20 protein-coding genes are annotated in these 17,826 nt (G+C 36.1%); 15 read left to right on the top strand and 5 right to left on the bottom strand.

Annotated features, from left to right (window positions below; translation table 11 throughout):
- Positions 1 to 70: 70 nt before the first annotated feature.
- Positions 71 to 1,570 carry an amidophosphoribosyltransferase gene (gene purF, locus H6W52_RS15015; protein WP_087710136.1) on the top strand — a complete coding sequence of 500 codons (1,500 nt, stop codon included), beginning with the start codon at positions 71 to 73 and terminating at the stop codon, positions 1,568 to 1,570.
- A 72-nt stretch (positions 1,571 to 1,642) separates the two neighbouring features.
- Here purF and H6W52_RS15010 read toward each other — a convergent pair whose 3' ends face one another.
- The 4 genes from H6W52_RS15010 to aroB all read right to left on the bottom strand — a co-directional run bounded on the left by H6W52_RS15010 (position 1,643) and on the right by aroB (position 5,305).
- A complete protein-coding gene (locus H6W52_RS15010; protein WP_185204523.1) occupies positions 1,643 to 2,221 on the bottom strand; it encodes a porin family protein in 579 nt (192 codons plus the stop codon).
- Between the two features lie 118 nt (positions 2,222 to 2,339).
- Positions 2,340 to 3,056, bottom strand: coding sequence for a porin family protein (locus H6W52_RS15005; protein ID WP_116099452.1), 717 nt, complete (start codon positions 3,054 to 3,056; stop codon positions 2,340 to 2,342).
- A gap of 243 nt (positions 3,057 to 3,299) precedes the next feature.
- Positions 3,300 to 3,983: a porin family protein gene (locus tag H6W52_RS15000; protein WP_116099453.1), complete on the bottom strand. Its 684-nt coding sequence runs from the start codon at positions 3,981 to 3,983 to the stop codon at positions 3,300 to 3,302.
- A gap of 269 nt (positions 3,984 to 4,252) precedes the next feature.
- The gene (aroB, locus tag H6W52_RS14995; protein WP_116099454.1) at positions 4,253 to 5,305 is read right to left on the bottom strand and encodes a 3-dehydroquinate synthase; all 1,053 of its coding nucleotides are present in this window, start codon (positions 5,303 to 5,305) and stop codon (positions 4,253 to 4,255) included.
- 103 nt (positions 5,306 to 5,408) lie between these two features.
- On the opposite strand from aroB, the gene H6W52_RS14990 reads away from it, so the two are divergent.
- Complete coding sequence (locus H6W52_RS14990) at positions 5,409 to 6,554, top strand: pseudouridine synthase (RefSeq protein WP_228457585.1); 1,146 nt, start codon at positions 5,409 to 5,411, stop codon at positions 6,552 to 6,554.
- 582 nt (positions 6,555 to 7,136) lie between these two features.
- Here H6W52_RS14990 and pncA read toward each other — a convergent pair.
- On the bottom strand, positions 7,137 to 7,742 hold the full coding sequence (gene pncA / locus H6W52_RS14985) for a bifunctional nicotinamidase/pyrazinamidase (RefSeq protein ID WP_116099455.1): 606 nt from the start codon (positions 7,740 to 7,742) through the stop codon (positions 7,137 to 7,139).
- A gap of 301 nt (positions 7,743 to 8,043) precedes the next feature.
- Between pncA and H6W52_RS14980 the strand changes: the two genes are divergently transcribed.
- The 13 genes from H6W52_RS14980 (at position 8,044) to H6W52_RS14920 (ending at position 17,717) form a co-directional block, all read left to right on the top strand.
- Positions 8,044 to 9,186: a DEAD/DEAH box helicase gene (locus H6W52_RS14980; protein WP_116099456.1), complete on the top strand. Its 1,143-nt coding sequence runs from the start codon at positions 8,044 to 8,046 to the stop codon at positions 9,184 to 9,186.
- Positions 9,187 to 9,635: 449 nt separating this feature from the next.
- Positions 9,636 to 10,259, top strand: coding sequence for a hypothetical protein (locus tag H6W52_RS14975; protein ID WP_116099457.1), 624 nt, complete (start codon positions 9,636 to 9,638; stop codon positions 10,257 to 10,259).
- Positions 10,216 to 10,752 (top strand): YfiT family bacillithiol transferase, encoded by a 537-nt coding sequence (locus H6W52_RS14970; protein ID WP_076390234.1) that lies wholly within the window; start codon positions 10,216 to 10,218, stop codon positions 10,750 to 10,752. Before H6W52_RS14975 ends, H6W52_RS14970 begins: the two co-directional genes overlap by 44 nt.
- Positions 10,746 to 11,207 (top strand): DUF1569 domain-containing protein, encoded by a 462-nt coding sequence (locus H6W52_RS14965; RefSeq protein WP_194304397.1) that lies wholly within the window; start codon positions 10,746 to 10,748, stop codon positions 11,205 to 11,207. Before H6W52_RS14970 ends, H6W52_RS14965 begins: the two co-directional genes overlap by 7 nt.
- Positions 11,204 to 11,581 carry a bacillithiol system redox-active protein YtxJ gene (gene ytxJ / locus H6W52_RS14960; RefSeq protein WP_116099458.1) on the top strand — a complete coding sequence of 126 codons (378 nt, stop codon included), beginning with the start codon at positions 11,204 to 11,206 and terminating at the stop codon, positions 11,579 to 11,581. The genes H6W52_RS14965 and ytxJ overlap by 4 nt, the downstream gene beginning before the upstream one ends.
- Entirely contained in the window at positions 11,581 to 12,177 is a 597-nt protein-coding gene (locus H6W52_RS14955) for a Crp/Fnr family transcriptional regulator (protein WP_076390232.1), read from the top strand. The genes ytxJ and H6W52_RS14955 overlap by 1 nt, the downstream gene beginning before the upstream one ends.
- Positions 12,178 to 12,351: 174 nt before the next feature.
- On the top strand, positions 12,352 to 12,579 hold the full coding sequence (locus H6W52_RS14950) for a hypothetical protein (protein WP_116099459.1): 228 nt from the start codon (positions 12,352 to 12,354) through the stop codon (positions 12,577 to 12,579).
- A gap of 211 nt (positions 12,580 to 12,790) precedes the next feature.
- The gene (locus H6W52_RS14945; RefSeq protein WP_157967272.1) at positions 12,791 to 12,952 is read left to right on the top strand and encodes a hypothetical protein; all 162 of its coding nucleotides are present in this window, start codon (positions 12,791 to 12,793) and stop codon (positions 12,950 to 12,952) included.
- 138 nt (positions 12,953 to 13,090) lie between these two features.
- On the top strand, positions 13,091 to 13,705 hold the full coding sequence (locus tag H6W52_RS14940; protein ID WP_228457584.1) for a Crp/Fnr family transcriptional regulator: 615 nt from the start codon (positions 13,091 to 13,093) through the stop codon (positions 13,703 to 13,705).
- Positions 13,706 to 13,984: 279 nt separating this feature from the next.
- Positions 13,985 to 14,236 carry a hypothetical protein gene (locus H6W52_RS14935; protein ID WP_116099460.1) on the top strand — a complete coding sequence of 84 codons (252 nt, stop codon included), beginning with the start codon at positions 13,985 to 13,987 and terminating at the stop codon, positions 14,234 to 14,236.
- A gap of 28 nt (positions 14,237 to 14,264) precedes the next feature.
- On the top strand, positions 14,265 to 16,400 hold the full coding sequence (locus H6W52_RS14930; protein WP_116099461.1) for a catalase: 2,136 nt from the start codon (positions 14,265 to 14,267) through the stop codon (positions 16,398 to 16,400).
- A 64-nt stretch (positions 16,401 to 16,464) separates the two neighbouring features.
- Complete coding sequence (locus H6W52_RS14925; protein WP_108410906.1) at positions 16,465 to 16,965, top strand: CinA family protein; 501 nt, start codon at positions 16,465 to 16,467, stop codon at positions 16,963 to 16,965.
- On the top strand, positions 16,965 to 17,717 hold the full coding sequence (locus H6W52_RS14920; protein WP_185216779.1) for an SDR family oxidoreductase: 753 nt from the start codon (positions 16,965 to 16,967) through the stop codon (positions 17,715 to 17,717). The genes H6W52_RS14925 and H6W52_RS14920 overlap by 1 nt, the downstream gene beginning before the upstream one ends.
- The last annotated feature ends 109 nt before the right edge of the window (positions 17,718 to 17,826 follow it).

The following is a 17,826-nucleotide window of genomic DNA, read 5'->3' as shown; positions in this document are numbered from 1 at the left end:
CAATGGTTTTGTTGTGAACTTCAGACTTCGAGCTCCCGGCTTCCACCATCAAAATTTAGAAAAAATAGAAATGAAAAGTTTAGACATTCATAAAAGTGAATATTTAAAACAATTTGAAACCCAAACCTACGGAAGAAATCTCTTCAGAACACAGGAAGAAGAAAAATTAGACGCTCCGAACGAGGAGTGCGGAATCTTCGGAATGTATTCTGATAATGATCTGGATACGTTTTCTCTTTCACAGTTCGGTCTTTTTGCATTGCAGCACAGAGGTCAGGAAGCTTGTGGTATTTCTGTTCTTAAAAACGGGAAAATTACCAATATGAAAGATGAAGGTCTGGTTTTGGATGTTTATAAAGAGATCAACGATCCTGAAACTTTTATGGGAAATTCTGCGATCGGACACACACGTTATACGACTGCAGGAGACAAAAAGAAATATAATTTTCAGCCGTTTTTCGCGAAAAACGAATACGACCAGATTATCCTTTCCATTGCGCACAATGGTAATTTAACCAATGCCAAAGAACTGAAAACGGAACTGGAAGCGGAAGGGGTCGTGTTCAGAGCGACGTCCGATTCTGAGGTTATTTTAAGATTAATTCAGAAGAACCTTGATTTGGGACTTCGCGGAGCCATTAAAGCAACCATGGAGAAAATTGAAGGTGCTTATTCGGTTGTCGGGATGACGAGAAATAAATTCTTTGCGTTCAGAGATTTCAACGGAATCCGTCCTTTGGTTTTGGGAGCAATCAATGAAAACTCTTATGTTGTTGCTTCAGAATCTGTGGCTTTAGATGCAGTAGGAGCGCAGTATGTTCGTGATATTTTACCGGGAGAAATTATTTATACCAATGAAAACGAACCCGGAAAACTTCATTCTTACATGGTAGATGAAGAAAAAGGAAAGCAGAGAATATGTTCTTTTGAATATATTTATTTTGCAAGACCCGATTCTACTTTAGAAAATATTAATGTGTACGAAATCAGGGAAAAATCTGGAGAAAAAATCTGGCATCAGGCTCCTGTGGAAGCAGATGTTGTGATTGGAGTTCCGGATTCCGGAGTTCCGGCTGCCATTGGTTTTTCCAAGGCTTCGGGAATTCCTTTCCGTCCGGTTTTAATTAAAAACAGATACATCGGAAGAAGTTTCATTGTACCGACTCAGGAAATGAGAGAAAGGGTAGTGAACCTGAAACTGAATCCTATTATTTCCGAGATTAAAGATAAAAGAGTCGTGATTATTGATGATTCCATTGTACGCGGAACCACTTCAAAAAGACTTGTTAAAATTCTTAAAGATGCAGGCGTGAAGGAAATTCATTTCAGAAGCGTTTCTCCGCCGATTATCGCTCCTTGTTATCTGGGAATCGATACGCCGTCGAAAGACGATCTGATCTCTGCCAATATGTCTACGGAAGAACTTAGAGATTACTTAGGAGTAGATTCTCTTGAATTCTTAAGCGTTGAAAATCTGAAAGAAATTTTAGGCTCTGCCAATCACTGTTTCGGGTGTTTCACGGAAGAATATCCTGTAGGAAAAGGAGAGGAGGTAGAATTATTCAATTAAAATATTCCTGAAAAAAGAAAAATGTCAGACTTAAATTTTAAGTCTGACATTTTTTATTCTGTTTTAAATTGCTTAGAATTTATACGCTACACCAACTTGGAAAACGCCGTTTCTTACTGCATCACCTGTATTGTTTTCTGCGATATCCGTAAGTCCTGCAACATATCTTGCCGTAATTCCGAATTTTTGCTCAAAATAGTATCCTGCTCCAAGACCTAAGCCAAGATCAAAACCTTTGAATGCTTGATCTACATCTACAGAACCTCCGTCTCCTTTTAATTTCTGGCTGATTGCAAAACTGAATTGTGGACCAGCTTCAACATATAAATCCGGAAGAACGTTGTACTGAACCATTACAGGAACTGAAATATAATCCAGATTAAGCTTTACAGAAGAATAAGTTTTGTCTTTAGCACCCATTCCGTTATACAAAACTTCCGGCTGTACGCTAAAAGAACTTGCTACAGGAATGTTTGCAAAGAAACCTCCGTAGAATCCTGCTTTTGCCTTAGAATCGTTGTCGTTAATAGAAGATACGTTAAGTCCCGCTTTTACTCCGAATTTTACCGGTGAAGCTGAAGCTGCTGCTTTTTCCTGTGCGAATGAAAATGTACCTGCTGTAATTGCAAGTCCTAGAAAAATCTTTTTCATAGTCTATTAATTTTTATGAATGTTTATTATTAAAGTGCTGCAAATTTAATAAAAAGAAAAAGATCAGACCTCATGATGAAACCTGATCTTTGTTATGAAATCAAAAATTGTTTTTTATTTAAAACTTATAGTTCAGACCTAGCTGAAATGATCTGTTTGTGTTTACATTTTTCTGAGCATCGGTTACTGCATCAGAATTGTTGTAAATATGGGTAAGACTGTTAACATATCTCGCGTTAATTCCCAAATTACGGGTAAAATAGTATCCCAGACCGACTCCAAAACCTAAATTGAACTTCTTAATATCGTCTTTATTAATACTTTCGGAAGCTGATAAAGTCTGTGTAGTGGTTGTTCCCGCAGTGGTTGTGGCAATAGTCTGTTCACCTTTGTTTTTACCGTCTACGAAATAACTTACTTCCGGACCTGCTTCTACATAGAAATTGTCAGTAGGTTTCATCTGAAGCATTACCGGCACGGAAATATAATTCAGTGTAGTGCTGTAATCCTGCTTGGTTCTTACGGTTGTAGCTCCTGTGGTAACTTCCGTATCGGAAAGTACACTTTTTGCACCCATCTGGTTGTATAAAACTTCCGGCTGTAATGCAAACTTTTCAGATAATGGTACATTTACGAAAACACCTGCATTAAATCCTATTTTCTGGTTTTTGGCTGTAAGTTCCTGTTCGCTGAATTGGGAAGCGGTTGCCGCTCCTTTAATACCAAATCTTACAGGCTCCTTCATTTTTACTGGTGGGGTAGCTTTTGTTTTTACTTCCTGTGCAAACACAAATACTCCTCCTGTTACTGCCATTGCTAGAAATAACTTTTTCATAATTTTACATTTAAATTTTACTACTTTTTTGTGCCCTGAAAATTTCTTTCAGGTACTTGTTAATTTGCAAAATGCTTGCCAAAAGGGATTTTATGAAGTTTTAAATGTTAATAATTCACAATTTTTGGAGTGAATTATTATGTATTGAATGATATCGTATTATCCAATCAAAAGGTCAGGCTTCATGATGAAACCTGACCTTTTTATGTATTGAAATCAAAATTGTTTTAGTGAATCAGCTTCTTAGAATTTGTAAGCTAAACCAACCTGGAATGTGTTGTTTCTTGTTGCATCAGAACCGCTTGGTCTGTCTTTAGCAACGTCTGTAACACCCGCAACGTATCTTGCAGTAATACCTAAGTTATCTGTGAAATAATATCCTGCTCCTAAACCAATACCGAAGTTAAATGTGTTTAGGTTGTCTTTATTGATATCATCTGTATAGCTTGCAGAAGAAGTTGTTGTTCCTGAAGCATTGGTTACAGTTGTAGTTCTGTCTCCTTTATTTTTTGCGCTTACCAGAAATCCGAATTCAGGACCTGCTTCAACGTAAAAGTTTGGAACGAAGTTATACTGGAACATTACCGGTACAGCAATGTAATCTAAGTGAGTTGAAAAAGATTCAACGTTTCTTGTTGTTGTATTAAGAACTGTAACTTCATCAACACTTTTTACTTTAGCTCCGTACTGAGAATATAAAACCTCCGGCTGAACACTGAATGAACTTGCTAAAGGAATGTTTGCAAAAACACCTGCGTTAAATCCGATTTTAGATTTTTGATCTTCAAGACTTGCATCTTTAGAAAGAGAAGCTACGTTCATCCCACCTTTGATACCAAATCTTACCGGGCTTGAAGATGAACCCGTCGTCTGAGCGAATGCTAATGAACCAGCTGTAAGTGCTACTCCTAAAATTAACTTTTTCATAACTTTAATTTTTTAATTTTTACTATTTCTAATTTTAAATTTTACTACTGTCAATTTTTTCGTTTGACGGAGAGTATCTTTCAAATTGCTTGCCAAAAAACAGATTATGATAAATGTCATAGAAAAATCCGCCTGTAAAAACAAACGGATTTTATTTTAGTGATTTGAATTTCAGTAATTTAAATTTTTAATTAAACATTTGTTTAGAAATAATCTAAATTCTGAATTATACTGAAAATAAGTTAGATTTTTATCAGAATTTTCAAAAATTAAAGAGAAACATCATTCAGTTTTCTGTAAAAGTCCAAAGAAGCCGTGATGTTTTTCAGGCTGCACTGATGATCGAAATTACACGCACCAATTCCGGTAATCAACGAGAAATTGATCTTGCTGTCTGTATTTTTTTTATCGTTCAGCAAAAGATCAAAAATAGCTTCATCATTAAAATCGCTGATATCAAGGTAAGGATAATATTTTTGAATGCTTTCGATAATAATCATAGTGTCTTCTTCAGAAATTAAACCTTCAAGATAAGCAAGATGCGCTTCCGTAATCATTCCCATAGCAACTGCCTCGCCATGAAGAATAGGGTTACCCTGACTTAAGCACAGGCTTTCTACGGCATGACCGATCGTATGGCCGAAATTGAGCGTTTTCCTGATATTTTTCTCGTGAAAATCTTCCTGAACAACATTCTGTTTAATATCCATCGACGTCTGAATATGCGGAATTACGCCTTCAATATCCAGTTTATTAATTTGGGTGAGATTTTCCCAGTGAGATTTATCGGCAATTAATCCGTGTTTCAGCATTTCGGCAAATCCGCTTCTTAATTCTTTGAAGGGAAGAGTTTCAAGAAATTTAGGATAGACAAAGATTTTTTCAGGAAAAGTAAAAGTTCCCACCATATTTTTATAATGCATCAGATCAATCCCTGTTTTTCCCCCGATAGAAGCATCACACATCGATAAAAGTGTGGTCGGAATATTAATAAACTGTATTCCTCTTTTATAAGTAGACGCTACAAAACCTCCCATATCCGTAATAACGCCGCCGCCGAGATTAATAACCAGAGCTTTTCGGTCTGCCTGCATTTCCGTAAGAATTTCCCAAAGCTGGTTTGCCGTCTGTATATTCTTCATCTCTTCACCGGCTTCAATCTCCAGAATTTCAAAGCCAAGATCCGTTTCCATATTTCCTAAAAGGATAGGGAGACAATATTCATGCGTATTTTCATCAACCAGAATAAAGATTTTGCTGAAAGATTTTTCGTGTAAGAAGTCGTTTAATTGAGAAAAATTATCGTTTAATATTGTTATCATTTTCAGATTTTCTGTAGGGTTAAATGTAAAACTATATTGCAAAGTTATGATTCTTAATTTTTAACTCGTTATTAAATATACTATCTTTGCAGAAATTTTTAGAATGAGCAGAGATAATAATAATTCAGAACGACCAAAGAGACCAAGAATTTCAACCAAGAAAAATTCTGATAATTCTCGTGCTTCCAGATCTGGAAATTCTTCAGAATCAAAACCTTTTAAAAAATCTTTCCCGAAAGCAGGAGAGAGAAATTCAGACTCGAAGAGAAGCGGTACGAGCTATCAGGACAGAATGGATAAGAAATACGGAAAGACTGAAAAAGAGCCTTTCATAACCAGTTCAGGGGAAGAAAAAAAATCTTTCGGAAAATCTGCCCCGAAAAGAGGCGGAAGCAGACCCAATACTTTTGATACAAGAGATAAATACGAAAGAGGCAGCCTGAAATACGGAAGAAGACCCGGAACAGAAAACAGAGAAGATAAGAATAAATCTTTTGTACAGAAAAGAAGACTGAATAAAATTGAGAAAGATGTACATAAAGACACCATCCGTCTGAATAAATACATCGCCAATTCCGGAATCTGCAGCAGGAGAGAAGCCGATGAGCTGATCACGCAAGGTCTGGTGGAAGTGAACGGAAAAGTGGTAACAGAAATGGGTTATCAGGTTCAGAAAACGGATAAAGTGGTTTTCGACGGACAGAATATTACACCCGAAAAGCCGGTTTACGTTCTTCTTAACAAGCCAAAAGGGTATATTTCTACCACAAAAGACGACAAAGCCAGAAAAACAGTAATGGATCTTGTAGCAAACGCTTCACCGTACAGAGTTTTTCCGGTAGGAAGATTAGACCGTTCTACAACCGGAGTTATTCTTTTAACGAACGACGGCCACATGACGAAAAAACTGACACACCCGTCTTTTGATGCAAAAAAAATCTATCACGTTACGCTGGATAAAAAGCTTACACACGAAGACATGAAACTTATTGCGGAAGGAATCCGTTTGGATGAAGGAGTTGCCGAAGTAGATCAGATTTCGTTCATCGAAGGAAAACCGAAAAATGAAGTGGGAATCGAAATCCACATCGGATGGAACCGTGTTATCAGAAGAATTTTCCAGAGATTAGGATATGAAGTGGAAGCCTTAGACCGAGTAATGTTTGCCGGATTAACGAAGAAGAACATCAAGCGAGGACACTGGAGAATCCTTACAGAGCAGGAAGTGAATAATCTTAAAATGCTTTAATTTTGAAGTAAATTTTAAGATAAAAATAAAAAGACGTTGAATTTTTTTTTCAGCGTCTTTTTTTGCTTTAACACGAATGTCACGAATGGATTTACACGAATATCAAAATGAGCTTGTTTTAACTTTTTTATCAATAAAATATTCTTGTTGGAAAGCGCAAAGACGCAGGATTTTTATTAGTCTCCAATCTTTAAAGCGCTTTTCAAGAAGGATTAATGCTTAATTTTATCGTATATAAAATTTTTGCGCCTTAAGAAAAGACCGTATTTAAAGAATATTTTGTTTTGCGTCTTTGCGATAGTTATATTAAAGTTGTTTAAAGTAAAATGGTATAAAACTCTATAGAGTTTTATCTGTGTAGACACCATATTCGCAAGGCATTCTGCGTTCCGTAGGAACGCTATCTTTAGAAAATGTATCGTATTTAAGATATCAATCCTATGGATTGATTGACGGATTTATTCTTATTTCTACACAGATTCTGCTCCTAAAGGAGCAAACTCTTTTACTTCAAACAACTTCATTATTAAGTTTAATATGTACTATTTGTCAAAAAGCATTAGTGCAATTTGTGTTTGAAAACTAACCTAAAACCGTAACCCCTTTCTGAATCATATCATAAATGGCATCTCTTCCATTATCCGGCTTTACATTTACGGCACGTGTTCCGTTGAAGTGAAGACAGGTTACATAACCATTGGATACCGCATCGGTACAGGTATATTTTACGCAGTAATCCATAGCAAGACCTACGATTTCCACCAACTGGATGTCATGAAACTTTAAAAAATCGTCCAGACCTGTTTTCATGAAATGATTATTGTCCTGAAAACCGCTGTAACTGTCGATTTCTACATTTTTACCCTTTTGTACGATGTGGGTTACTTTATCTCTGTTAAGATCTTTATGGAATTCTGCCCCGAAAGTTCCCTGAATACAGTGATCTGGCCACATAAACTGCGGAACCCCATTTAAAATAATGCTTTCGCCTACTTTTCTGCCATTATTGCTGGCAAAACTTTTATGATCTGCAGGATGCCAGTCCTGAGTAAGTACTATCTGATCGTATTCGTTTTCTTCCATCAGAGCATTGATGTAAGGAATTACTTCATTAGCTCCCGGAACTGCCAAAGCTCCGCCTTCACAAAAATCATTCTGCACATCTACGATTATTAACGCTTTTTTCATATTTAAAATTCTCGAAATTTTTGATAAATCTACAAATTCTTAGCTTCAAAAAATTGTCCAAAACAGAATTATCGGACAAATCGGCATTTTGTTCAATAATTTTTTGACAGAGGTTTGATTTAATTTCTGGTAATCGTAAAGTTGCTGGCTGTTTTTACAAATTATGTTGTTTTTAGTCTTAAGAACTTCAAAAATTTTCAACTGTTTTTATCGCACATAAATTCTGGCGTGTTTGTGATTGCCAACAAATAAGCGCAAAACCAAATTCTAATAACTTATCTTTGCAAAAATTAAATTTTTTATGTCATTTGAATCTTTAGGATTATCGCACAATATTATTCGTTCCGTTAAAAAACTGGGGTATCTGAAACCTTTCCCCATTCAGGAACAGGCTGTTCCCGTTATTTTGCAGGGAAAAGATCTGATGGGAATTGCACAGACCGGTTCGGGAAAGACGGCTTGTTTTGTGATGCCTATTTTAGAAAAACTGCAAAACACGGAGGTTAAAAAAGACCGTAATGTTCAGGTTCTTATATTAGTTCCTACCCGTGAACTGGCGATTCAGATTGATGAGGTTTTCAGGGCTTTTACAGATAATTTAAAGCGTGAAGTTCGTACCATGGCAGTTTATGGCGGTGTTTCCATCAATCCGCAGATGAAAGGATTATTCGGGGTTGAAGTTCTCATCGCTACGCCCGGTCGTTTATTGGATCTGATCGATCATAACGCGTTGAGCATTTCCGGAATTCAGCATCTGGTGATTGATGAGGCGGATAAAATGTTTCAATTAGGTTTTGGTGAAGAAATGAATAAGCTTTTCGCAATGATGCCTGTTGCTAGACAGACAACTTTGTTTTCTGCCACTTTGAATGATAAAGTTTCTGAGATGAAAGAGCGTTTATCCATCAATCCGACGATTGTTGAGATCAAAAAAGAGGAAGTTGAAATAGACAATATCGAACAGTTGGCTTATCATGTAGCTCCGGAAAATAAAGGGCCGTTTTTACGCTATTTAATCAAAGAAAAAAGGGTGGAGAAAGCTTTGATTTTTGTGTCTTCAACAAGGGCAGCAGATAATCTGGTTGAAAAATTAAAGAAAAACAAAATAAAAGCAGTTGCCATTCACAGTCAGAAATCGCAGGGAGCGCGAAGAAATAATCTCGAAGAATTTAAATCGAACGGAGCTCAGATTTTGGTTGCTACAGACCTGATCGGTCGTGGAATCCACATAGAATCTTTGCCGTGCGTCATTAACTACGAATTGCCGCGTTCGCCTTTGGATTACATTCACAGAATCGGAAGAACAGGACGTGCCAATGAAAAGGGAACGGCGATTACTATTTTAACGGATGACGAATTGCAGCATTTCCGCGTAATCCAAAAGAAAATGGGAAGGAAAGTGACTCTGCAGAGAACGGAGGATGTTAATCTGCACGGTTATTAATAAAATACAGGGCTTCAATTTTAAAATTGAGGCTTTTTTTATTTAACCACAAAAGCGAATAACAAAGCAAAATTTAAGAACAATAAAAAGTGCTCAAAAGTAAAAGATCAAAGATTTTTAAAAAATGTTGTGCTCTTTTCTTCTTACGCTTGTTAACTTTTAATAAAGACCCAAATCTTTTGTCTTATTTGTCATTTTGAGCGCAACGAAGTGAAGCCGAAAGATCTCAAATCACAACGTTTTTAATAGATTCTTCATTGCATAATGCTGCGCAAATTCCATTCAGAGTGACAGAGGAATTTTACCGCATAAGATCGCATAAGAAGAAAATCAAAGATTTTCATTGGTTAATTCTTTTTCATGTTCAGTTTTCTTTAAATTTTAATAAATTTACAAAAACTAATATTCAAAAAAAGTCTGAACAATAATTTCAGACAAACCGGCATTTTATGAAAGAATTTACCATTGTTCGCGGATTGTTGGATAACCGGAAAAGATCATTAATTATTGACGATAATTTTATAAAATTTGAAAATAAAGATCAAAACAATGATTTATTTACGATTATTAAAAAAGAAGATATTGCCGGAATTCGCTATGGTATTCATTTTATAAGAGGTTTGAAGTTTTATATTGGCAGAGAATATTTAATTTTTATCCAAAATAAATCGGGAAGGGAACTTAAAATTAATTTCAAACTTTTTTACAGAAGAAAATTAGACGAAAAACATCAGTTATATTGCGATATTATTGATGAATTGTGGGATAAATTTATTCGCGATATTACAAGGAATTATTATTCAAGATTTAAGAATAATGAAAAATTCAGCATTTCAGGAATTGAAATTGCTGAAGACAGAATCAGATTTAATAAGACAGAAATTTTGTTTGAAGATCTGGAATTAAAACAATATCACCATCATTTTATGATTTTCTCAAGAGAGGACAATTATAAAAACAGAATGTTATACTATTTAAAAGATAAAGACGCTGTTATTCTGTTTAGCGTATTAAAAATTATAATTAAAGATGAGCAACTTAGAACAAAAGAAATTTCCGATAGGTCAGTTTAAACAGCCTGAAAATATCTGCGATATAACGCTTGATGAATATATTAAAGTTATTAAAGATTTTCCGGGAAGACTGAAAAATCTGATCGAAGATTTCAGCGACGATCAGCTCGATACCCAATACAGAGAAGGCGGATGGACGGTAAGACAGGTGGTTAATCATCTTGCGGACAGTCATATCAACAGTTTTATGCGCCTGAAACTCGCTCTTACGGAAGAAAATCCTACGATAAGACCTTATGACGAAGCAAAATGGGCAGAACTTCAGGACAGCCAGAATATCTCAGTAAAACCCGCCATGAGAATGCTGAAAGGCACTCACCAGAGATGGACGGCTCTGTTAAAAAGCATGACCAACAAACAGTTTGAAAGAACTTTTCATCATCCGGAACACAATAAAAACTATAATCTGAGGAGTTATCTTGCGTTGTACGCATGGCACTGTAATCATCATTTTGCACACATCGAAAATCTGAAGAAAGAAAAAGGTTGGTAAAGAAAAGTCTCCATAATCCTGAAGATTTTAAGGAAATTATAAACAGGATTTCCTGCCTGAAAGAAAATTCGCCAAAAAAATGGGGGAAAATGAATGTCAGCCAGATGATGAGGCATTGCAGTGATGTACTGTTGATTCCGCAGAAAAAATTACAGCTTCCTCATGTGAATATGCTTTTTCGCGGGATAGGAATTTTCACAAAAATAGAAATGCAAATTTTTAATAACGGAATTCCCCGAAATATGCCGACTTTTCAAAAACTTATTGTTAATTTTGAGTGTGATTTTGATGCAGAAAAAGAAAACCTTCTGAAAACACTATGCGATTACCGTATTAATTTTGAAAACGGAAATTTACCCCGTCATCATGAGCTTTTCGGACGGATGAAAGAAAAAGACTGGGGATTTTTAGAATATAAACATCTGGATCATCACTTAAAACAATTTGGGACATGAGTTTTTTTGACAAAATATTTGGCGGAAAAGAAGACGCTTCGGAGCAGAAATCGTTCTGGAAAAAGATAGAATCTAACGAGGATCTGGAAAAAGCCATACAGGATTCTTTTCAGCATAAGATTGCAATATTCAAACATTCAACAAGTTGCTTCATCAGCAAAACCGTGTTGAGAAATTTTGAAAAAGAAATAGAAAATCTGGATCAGAAAATAGATTTATATTACTTAGATTTGCTGGCTCACAGACCGATTTCCAATAAGATCGCAGAAGATTTGGGAGTAACGCACCAAAGTCCGCAACTTATTGTGATAGAAAACGGAAAAGCCATTAATAACGCTTCACACCAGAGTATATCGGTAGACCAAATTATATAATGACGAATATCAATAATTATTTAGCAAGAGTTTTAAATGTTCCTTTAGAAAAAGTGAATATGTGCAGTCTGCATTATGAAGTAAAAAAAGTGCAGAAAAATCAGTTTCTTTTACAATACGGGGAAGTCTGCAGATATATTTATTTTGTAGAAAAAGGACTTTTGAAAATGTATTCCATCGATAAAAACGGGAAAGAGCATATCATTCAGTTTGCGCCGGAAAGCTGGCTTACTTCAGACCGAAGCAGTCTTTATTTTAACGAAAAATCGGTATATTACATTGAAGCCGTTGAAGATTCGGAAGTACTTTTGCTGCATCCGGATTTCATCAACAAACTGATCGGAGAATTCCCCGACAGCCTCGAAAAAAGTGATATTCTTCTTCAAAAACATATTAAAAGCCTTCAGGACAGAATTAATTCCCTTCTTGCGGAAACTGCGGAAGAGCGCTATATGAAGTTCATTAAAATGTATCCGGATCTGTTGCTGAGGGTTCCACAGTGGATGATCGCTTCTTACTTAGGAATTACTCCTGAAAGCTTAAGCCGTGTAAGAAAAGAACTGGCAAGAAAAAATTTCGTTCCGGACAGCAAATAATCTTTTGAATAAATTTATTTAGACTTAAAATTGGTTTAAGCCTATTTAATCATTAATTTCATATAATTCTCAGATTTTCATTTGAGTATCAATTTTTCTTATGACGAAGGTCATAAACACTTAACATAATATTATCCTACTTTTGAAAGATCACACCACTTAAAATATAATATTATGAAATGTATCCTGTCAATTGCCCTTCTTGGGCTTCTTGTATGGAGTTGTCAGAAAAAAGAAAACTCAACAACTTCCGATTCCGGTTCCGGCTATGATTCTGCCACGATAACGGATTCTTCTGTTAATGCAACCACAACAATGTCTAATGATTCCATTCCTTTGGCAGACAGTACAAGGGTACGTTCCACAGGAAAGGAGGCAGACAGTACAAAAACGGCAAAATAAATTTCACATAATTAAATGAAAAACCCGTTTTCAGATTAAGAAGCGGGTTTAACTTGAATAATGAATTTTTATTCTGAAGACAATATTTTTTATCGAGTATTCTTAAATCGTAAATAAATTTTGGGTGCGATTTTGCATATATAAAATGTATTTCCAATTTTATTTCTACTGAGAATGCTTTATAATTAAAGAAATATTAAAAATAATTTATATGATTATTAAAGAAGAAATTTTGCATTCGGTAGGAGCCAGTATCAAAGACTACAAACCTTCGGAAAGCAGATTTATTGAAGGAAGCCATCCCAATTATTATCATCACCTCATCAGAGGAAAGGTTAAACTCAGCACCGTTTATGAGACAACAGATGGCTGAACTTATGTGAAACTGCCATCCAAACGAGTAAGTTCATGAGAGAAAACAGACTGTAAAAATCAGAAAACGGAAAATATTGTATTAAATATAGAATCTGTGGTCTTTTTTTTGTAGAAGAATTGTTAAAATTCTAAAAATATGAAAACTATAAGCTGCATGAATATTGATCCTGAATTATTATATACATTCGGAGCAGAAGATAGGTTTTATAAAGCAAAGGAAATAATCTATAAAGAAGGAGATCATGCCTTATATTACTATCAGATTATCAGAGGAAAAGTAAAGCAAAACAGCTATAATGAAGAAGGCAAAGAGTTTATTCATAATATTTTAGGAGAAAAACAGAGTTTTGGAGATCCGATGCTTTTTCTGGAAAAATTCTATGTAATGAATTCAATCTGTATGACGGATGTAGAAATCATAAGGCTTGCAAAGAAAAATTTCATGAACCTTTTGGAAAAAAATCCGAAAATTTCTCTGGAAATGAATTCCTGCCTTTCACAAAGATTGTATTTTAAAGCGATCATGCTGCAGAATATGTCTTCCCAGAATCCTGCTGTAAGGCTGAAAGGTCTGCTGGATTATCTTAAAAGTTATCATGAAGGAGACTGCGAACAGTGTTTTCATGTGGATCTTACAAGACAGCAGATTGCCAATCTTACCGGATTACGCGTAGAAACGGTGATCAGAACCCTTAAAAAAATGGAAAAAGAAGGCAGTTTAAAAATAGAAAGCCGAAAAATTTTATATTAATCAGATCAATATGACTGAAGTCATAAAAACGACACATTTTCAGTTGTAAATTTATTATCTGTTTCACTTACATTACTTTGGATATTTACAGGTCACACTTTCAAAGCTGATCGGGTAGATACTTTAAATCAAATTCAAATAAGAAAATAGAAGGATCCTGAATGTTATCAGATCAGGATTCGGGTGAGTGTTTAATACATAATGCTCTTCCGGATTACCTCTTTATTTGCCATTATGAAGGAAGGTAATCTTTAATGAACATCAAACACCAAAAAAATTATGATATCCAAAACCACAGATAATAAAGATAAAAGTAACGCCGCAGATCCATCATCTGCATCTGAAAAAAGCAGGCAGACAGAAAATAAAGCAGTGAATGAAAATGAAATGGAGAATTCTTCGCTTCACAGGTTCTTTATTTCAGCAATTAAAGACATTTATTTTGCAGAAAATGCACTGATGGATGCTTCAGACCAAATGAAAAAGGAAGAACTAAAAGAAACTTCTAAAGATACACACAAGCCATCTTGAAAAAGATAAACCACAAAATAGTAAAATTATGAAAGACAAAAAAACGACGAATGATAAGCTGGATCAGCTCGCGTCGCACACCACATCAAATGACGATACAAAACTTACAACCAATCAGGGACTTAAAATAAATGATAACCAGAATTCCCTTACTGCAGGAGAAAGAGGAGCCACTCTACTGGAAGATTTTATTCTGAGAGAAAAAATTACCCACTTTGATCATGAAAGAATTCCTGAAAGAATTGTTCATGCACGCGGATCAGGAGCGCATGGCGTTTTTAGGCTGAAAAAAAGCCTTAAAAAATATACAAAAGCTAAATTTTTAACAGAAACAGACAGAGAAACGCCGGTTTTCGTAAGATTTTCTACCGTTGCAGGAAGCAAAGGAAGTACAGATTTAGCTCGGGACGTAAGAGGCTTTGCCATAAAATTTTACACAGAAGAAGGAAACTACGATCTCGTAGGAAACAATATGCCTGTTTTTTTCATTCAGGATGCCATTAAATTTCCGGATCTTGTACATGCCGTAAAGCCGGAACCACACAACGAAATTCCACAGGCTGCTTCTGCGCATGATACCTTCTGGGATTTTATTTCTCTGATGCCCGAAAGTATGCACATGATTATGTGGGTGATGAGCGACAGAGCAATCCCGAGAAGTTTCAGCAGAATGGAAGGTTTTGGCGTTCATACCTTCAGATTTATTAACGATGAAGGAAAAGCCCATTTTGTAAAATTTCATTTCAAGCCGAAATTGGGAGTACATTCCGTAGCCTGGGACGAAGCGCAGAAAATTTCGGGAATAGATCCGGATTTTCACAAAAGAGATCTTTGGGAATCCATCGAAAGCGGTAATTTTCCGGAATGGGATTTCGGAGTACAATTAATTCCCGAAGAAGACGAAGATAAATTTGATTTTGATCTTCTCGATCCTACGAAAATTATTCCTGAAGAAGAAGTTCCGGTAGAAATTTTCGGAACCTTAACATTAAACAGAAATCCGGATAATTTCTTTGCAGAAACAGAGCAGGTGGCTTTTCATCCGGGACATTTGGTTCCGGGGATCGATTTTTCCAACGATCCCCTTTTGCAGGGAAGACTATTTTCCTACACAGATACACAGCTTTCAAGATTAGGTTCGCCCAATTTCCATGAAATTCCGATCAACAGATCTGTAAATACCGTTCACAACAACCAGCGCGATGGACACATGAGACAGCAGATCGTAAAAGGAAAAGTAAGCTACGAACCCAATTCTATCGGAGGAGGATGTCCTTTTCAGGCAATGATGTCGGAAGGAGGATTTACTTCACATCAGGAAAGAGTTTCAGGAACAAAAATAAGAGCCCGAAGCGAAAGTTTTGTAGATCATTATTCTCAGGCAAAATTATTTTACAACAGCCAGTCCGATTATGAAAAAACACATCTTCAGAACGCCCTGATTTTTGAACTGTCGAAAGTTACCATTCCGGAAATTCGGGAAAGAGTGGTCGGACAGCTTAATTTTATTGATAAATCTCTGGCGCAGAATGTTGCTTCAAAAGTAGGCATTGAGGTAAAAGATCTGGAATTTCCAAACCAGAGTCTTCCGGCAGACAGCAACCCTGCAGATCTGCAAAGTGAAGAAAGAGAAGCCCATACAAGAGCTTCTGAAGCCCTGAGTATGGCAAATACTGTAAAAAATACAATTCAGGGAAGAAAAATAGGCTTTATTGTTGCCAGTGGAGCAGATTTTGGCATTATAAATGATTTAAAAAATAAACTGGAAGATCAGAATGCAGTTGTAGAAATTATCGCACCAAGTTTGGCTCCGGTAAAGACAGATAAAGGAGATGCTTTAACACCGAAACATTCTCTTACAAGCACGGCAAGCGTATGTTTTGATGCCTTGTTTATCGGAGCGGGAGAAGAGGCAGCCAAAGAGCTTATGAACGCAGAAAACAAACACAAAGTTTTGCATTTCATCAATGAAGCGTATCAACACTGCAAAGCAATTTATTTTGGGGAAGGCACAGAAGCAATTTATAAAAGCAGCAATGTCGCAGTGAAAAAGCATGAAGATCCTGCCATTGTAAACTGGGAAGATTCTGATCCCGACCATAAATTTACGGAAGCCATTGCCAACCACAGAGTATGGGAGCTTGAAGCTGAAAGAAATGCATAATAAATTTTGATCTGCACAGACAGAGATTTTATACACACCACAACCACTTAAAATAGTAAAGATTATGGAATTTCAAAAAAACCTCTTAGATTACATCAGTCAGTCGCTCATAACCGCTGATGAAACCATTTCTGTGGTAGAGAGCGTTACTTCCGGCTGTTTACAGCTTGCCTTTTCACAAATGCCCAATGCATCATTGTTTTATAAAGGCGGAATGACCACCTACACTTTACCCGAAAAGGTGAGACTTCTGAATGTAGACCAGACCGAAGCCGAAGAATGCGACTGCGTGTCGGAAAATATTGCAGAAACAATGGCTTTAAATGTCGCCAAATTTTTCGAATCCGACTGGTCTATTGCGACAACGGGATATTGTACGCCGATCCGTAATTCCTCGTATAAAATTTTTGCCTACTTTTCTTTCTCGTACAAAGGAGAAATTGTACTGACTAAAAAACTGGAACTTCACCCAAAAACACAGGCACTGAATGCTCAGTTGTACTATACCGAATTTATTTTAGGCTGTTTTAAAAGTGAAATCAACCAGCTTTTAATTTTAAAATAATGAGGGAATTGAAATTAGACAGTAAAACCGTCCTTATCACAGGAGCCGACAGCGGAATCGGAAAAGCTGTAGCCCTGCTTTTTGCTGAAGAAGGCGCAGATATTGCGATCATTTATCATTCGGATGAAAAAAATGCCCGCGAAGCAAAGTCAGAAATTAAAAATCTGGGCAGAAAATGCTCTGTTTTCAAAGGGGATATTAATGATTATGAATTTTGTGAAGAGGTAACCTCAAAAGTAATTTCAGAATTCGGAAAAATCGATATTCTTGTGAATAATGCAGGAACCCAGTTTCCTTCAAAAAGCATCGAAGAACTCGAAGAGGAAAATATCCGGACAACATTCAATTCAAATATCATCGGAATGATTTTGTTAACCAAAGTTGTCTTTCCGTATCTGAAAGAGGGGAGTTCCATTATTAATACGACATCGGCAGCGGCGTATCAGGGACATCCTAAACTGTTGGATTATTCGGCAACGAAAGGTGCTATTGTTTCTTTTACAAGATCTCTGGCATTGCAGGCAAAACCTAAAGGAATCCGTGTGAATGCGGTTGCTCCGGGACCGGTAACAACACCTTTAACCAAAGAAACCTTTGATGAGGAAAAGGAGGATAAAAATAAGCCACCTTTTGAAAGAAATGCTACGCCAGAAGAAATTGCCACCAGTTTTCTTTTTCTGGCAAGTAAAGAGGCAGCTCAGTTTACAGGACAGGTTTTTCATCCCAATGGAGGAATCGTTGTTAATGGATAAAGCATTACCTTATTTAAAATAATCAATTTAGCCCATACATTTTTGTGTGGGTTATTTTTATTTAGCTTGGATAAGAATTAAGCTTAGTTTTAAATTTTTGAATTAGTAC

This window comes from Chryseobacterium sp. C2(2020) (assembly GCF_014218915.1).
In the GTDB taxonomy this organism is placed as follows: Bacteria; Bacteroidota; Bacteroidia; order Flavobacteriales; family Weeksellaceae; genus Chryseobacterium; species Chryseobacterium mucoviscidosis.
This window is presented reverse-complemented; position numbering and strand designations above follow the sequence as displayed.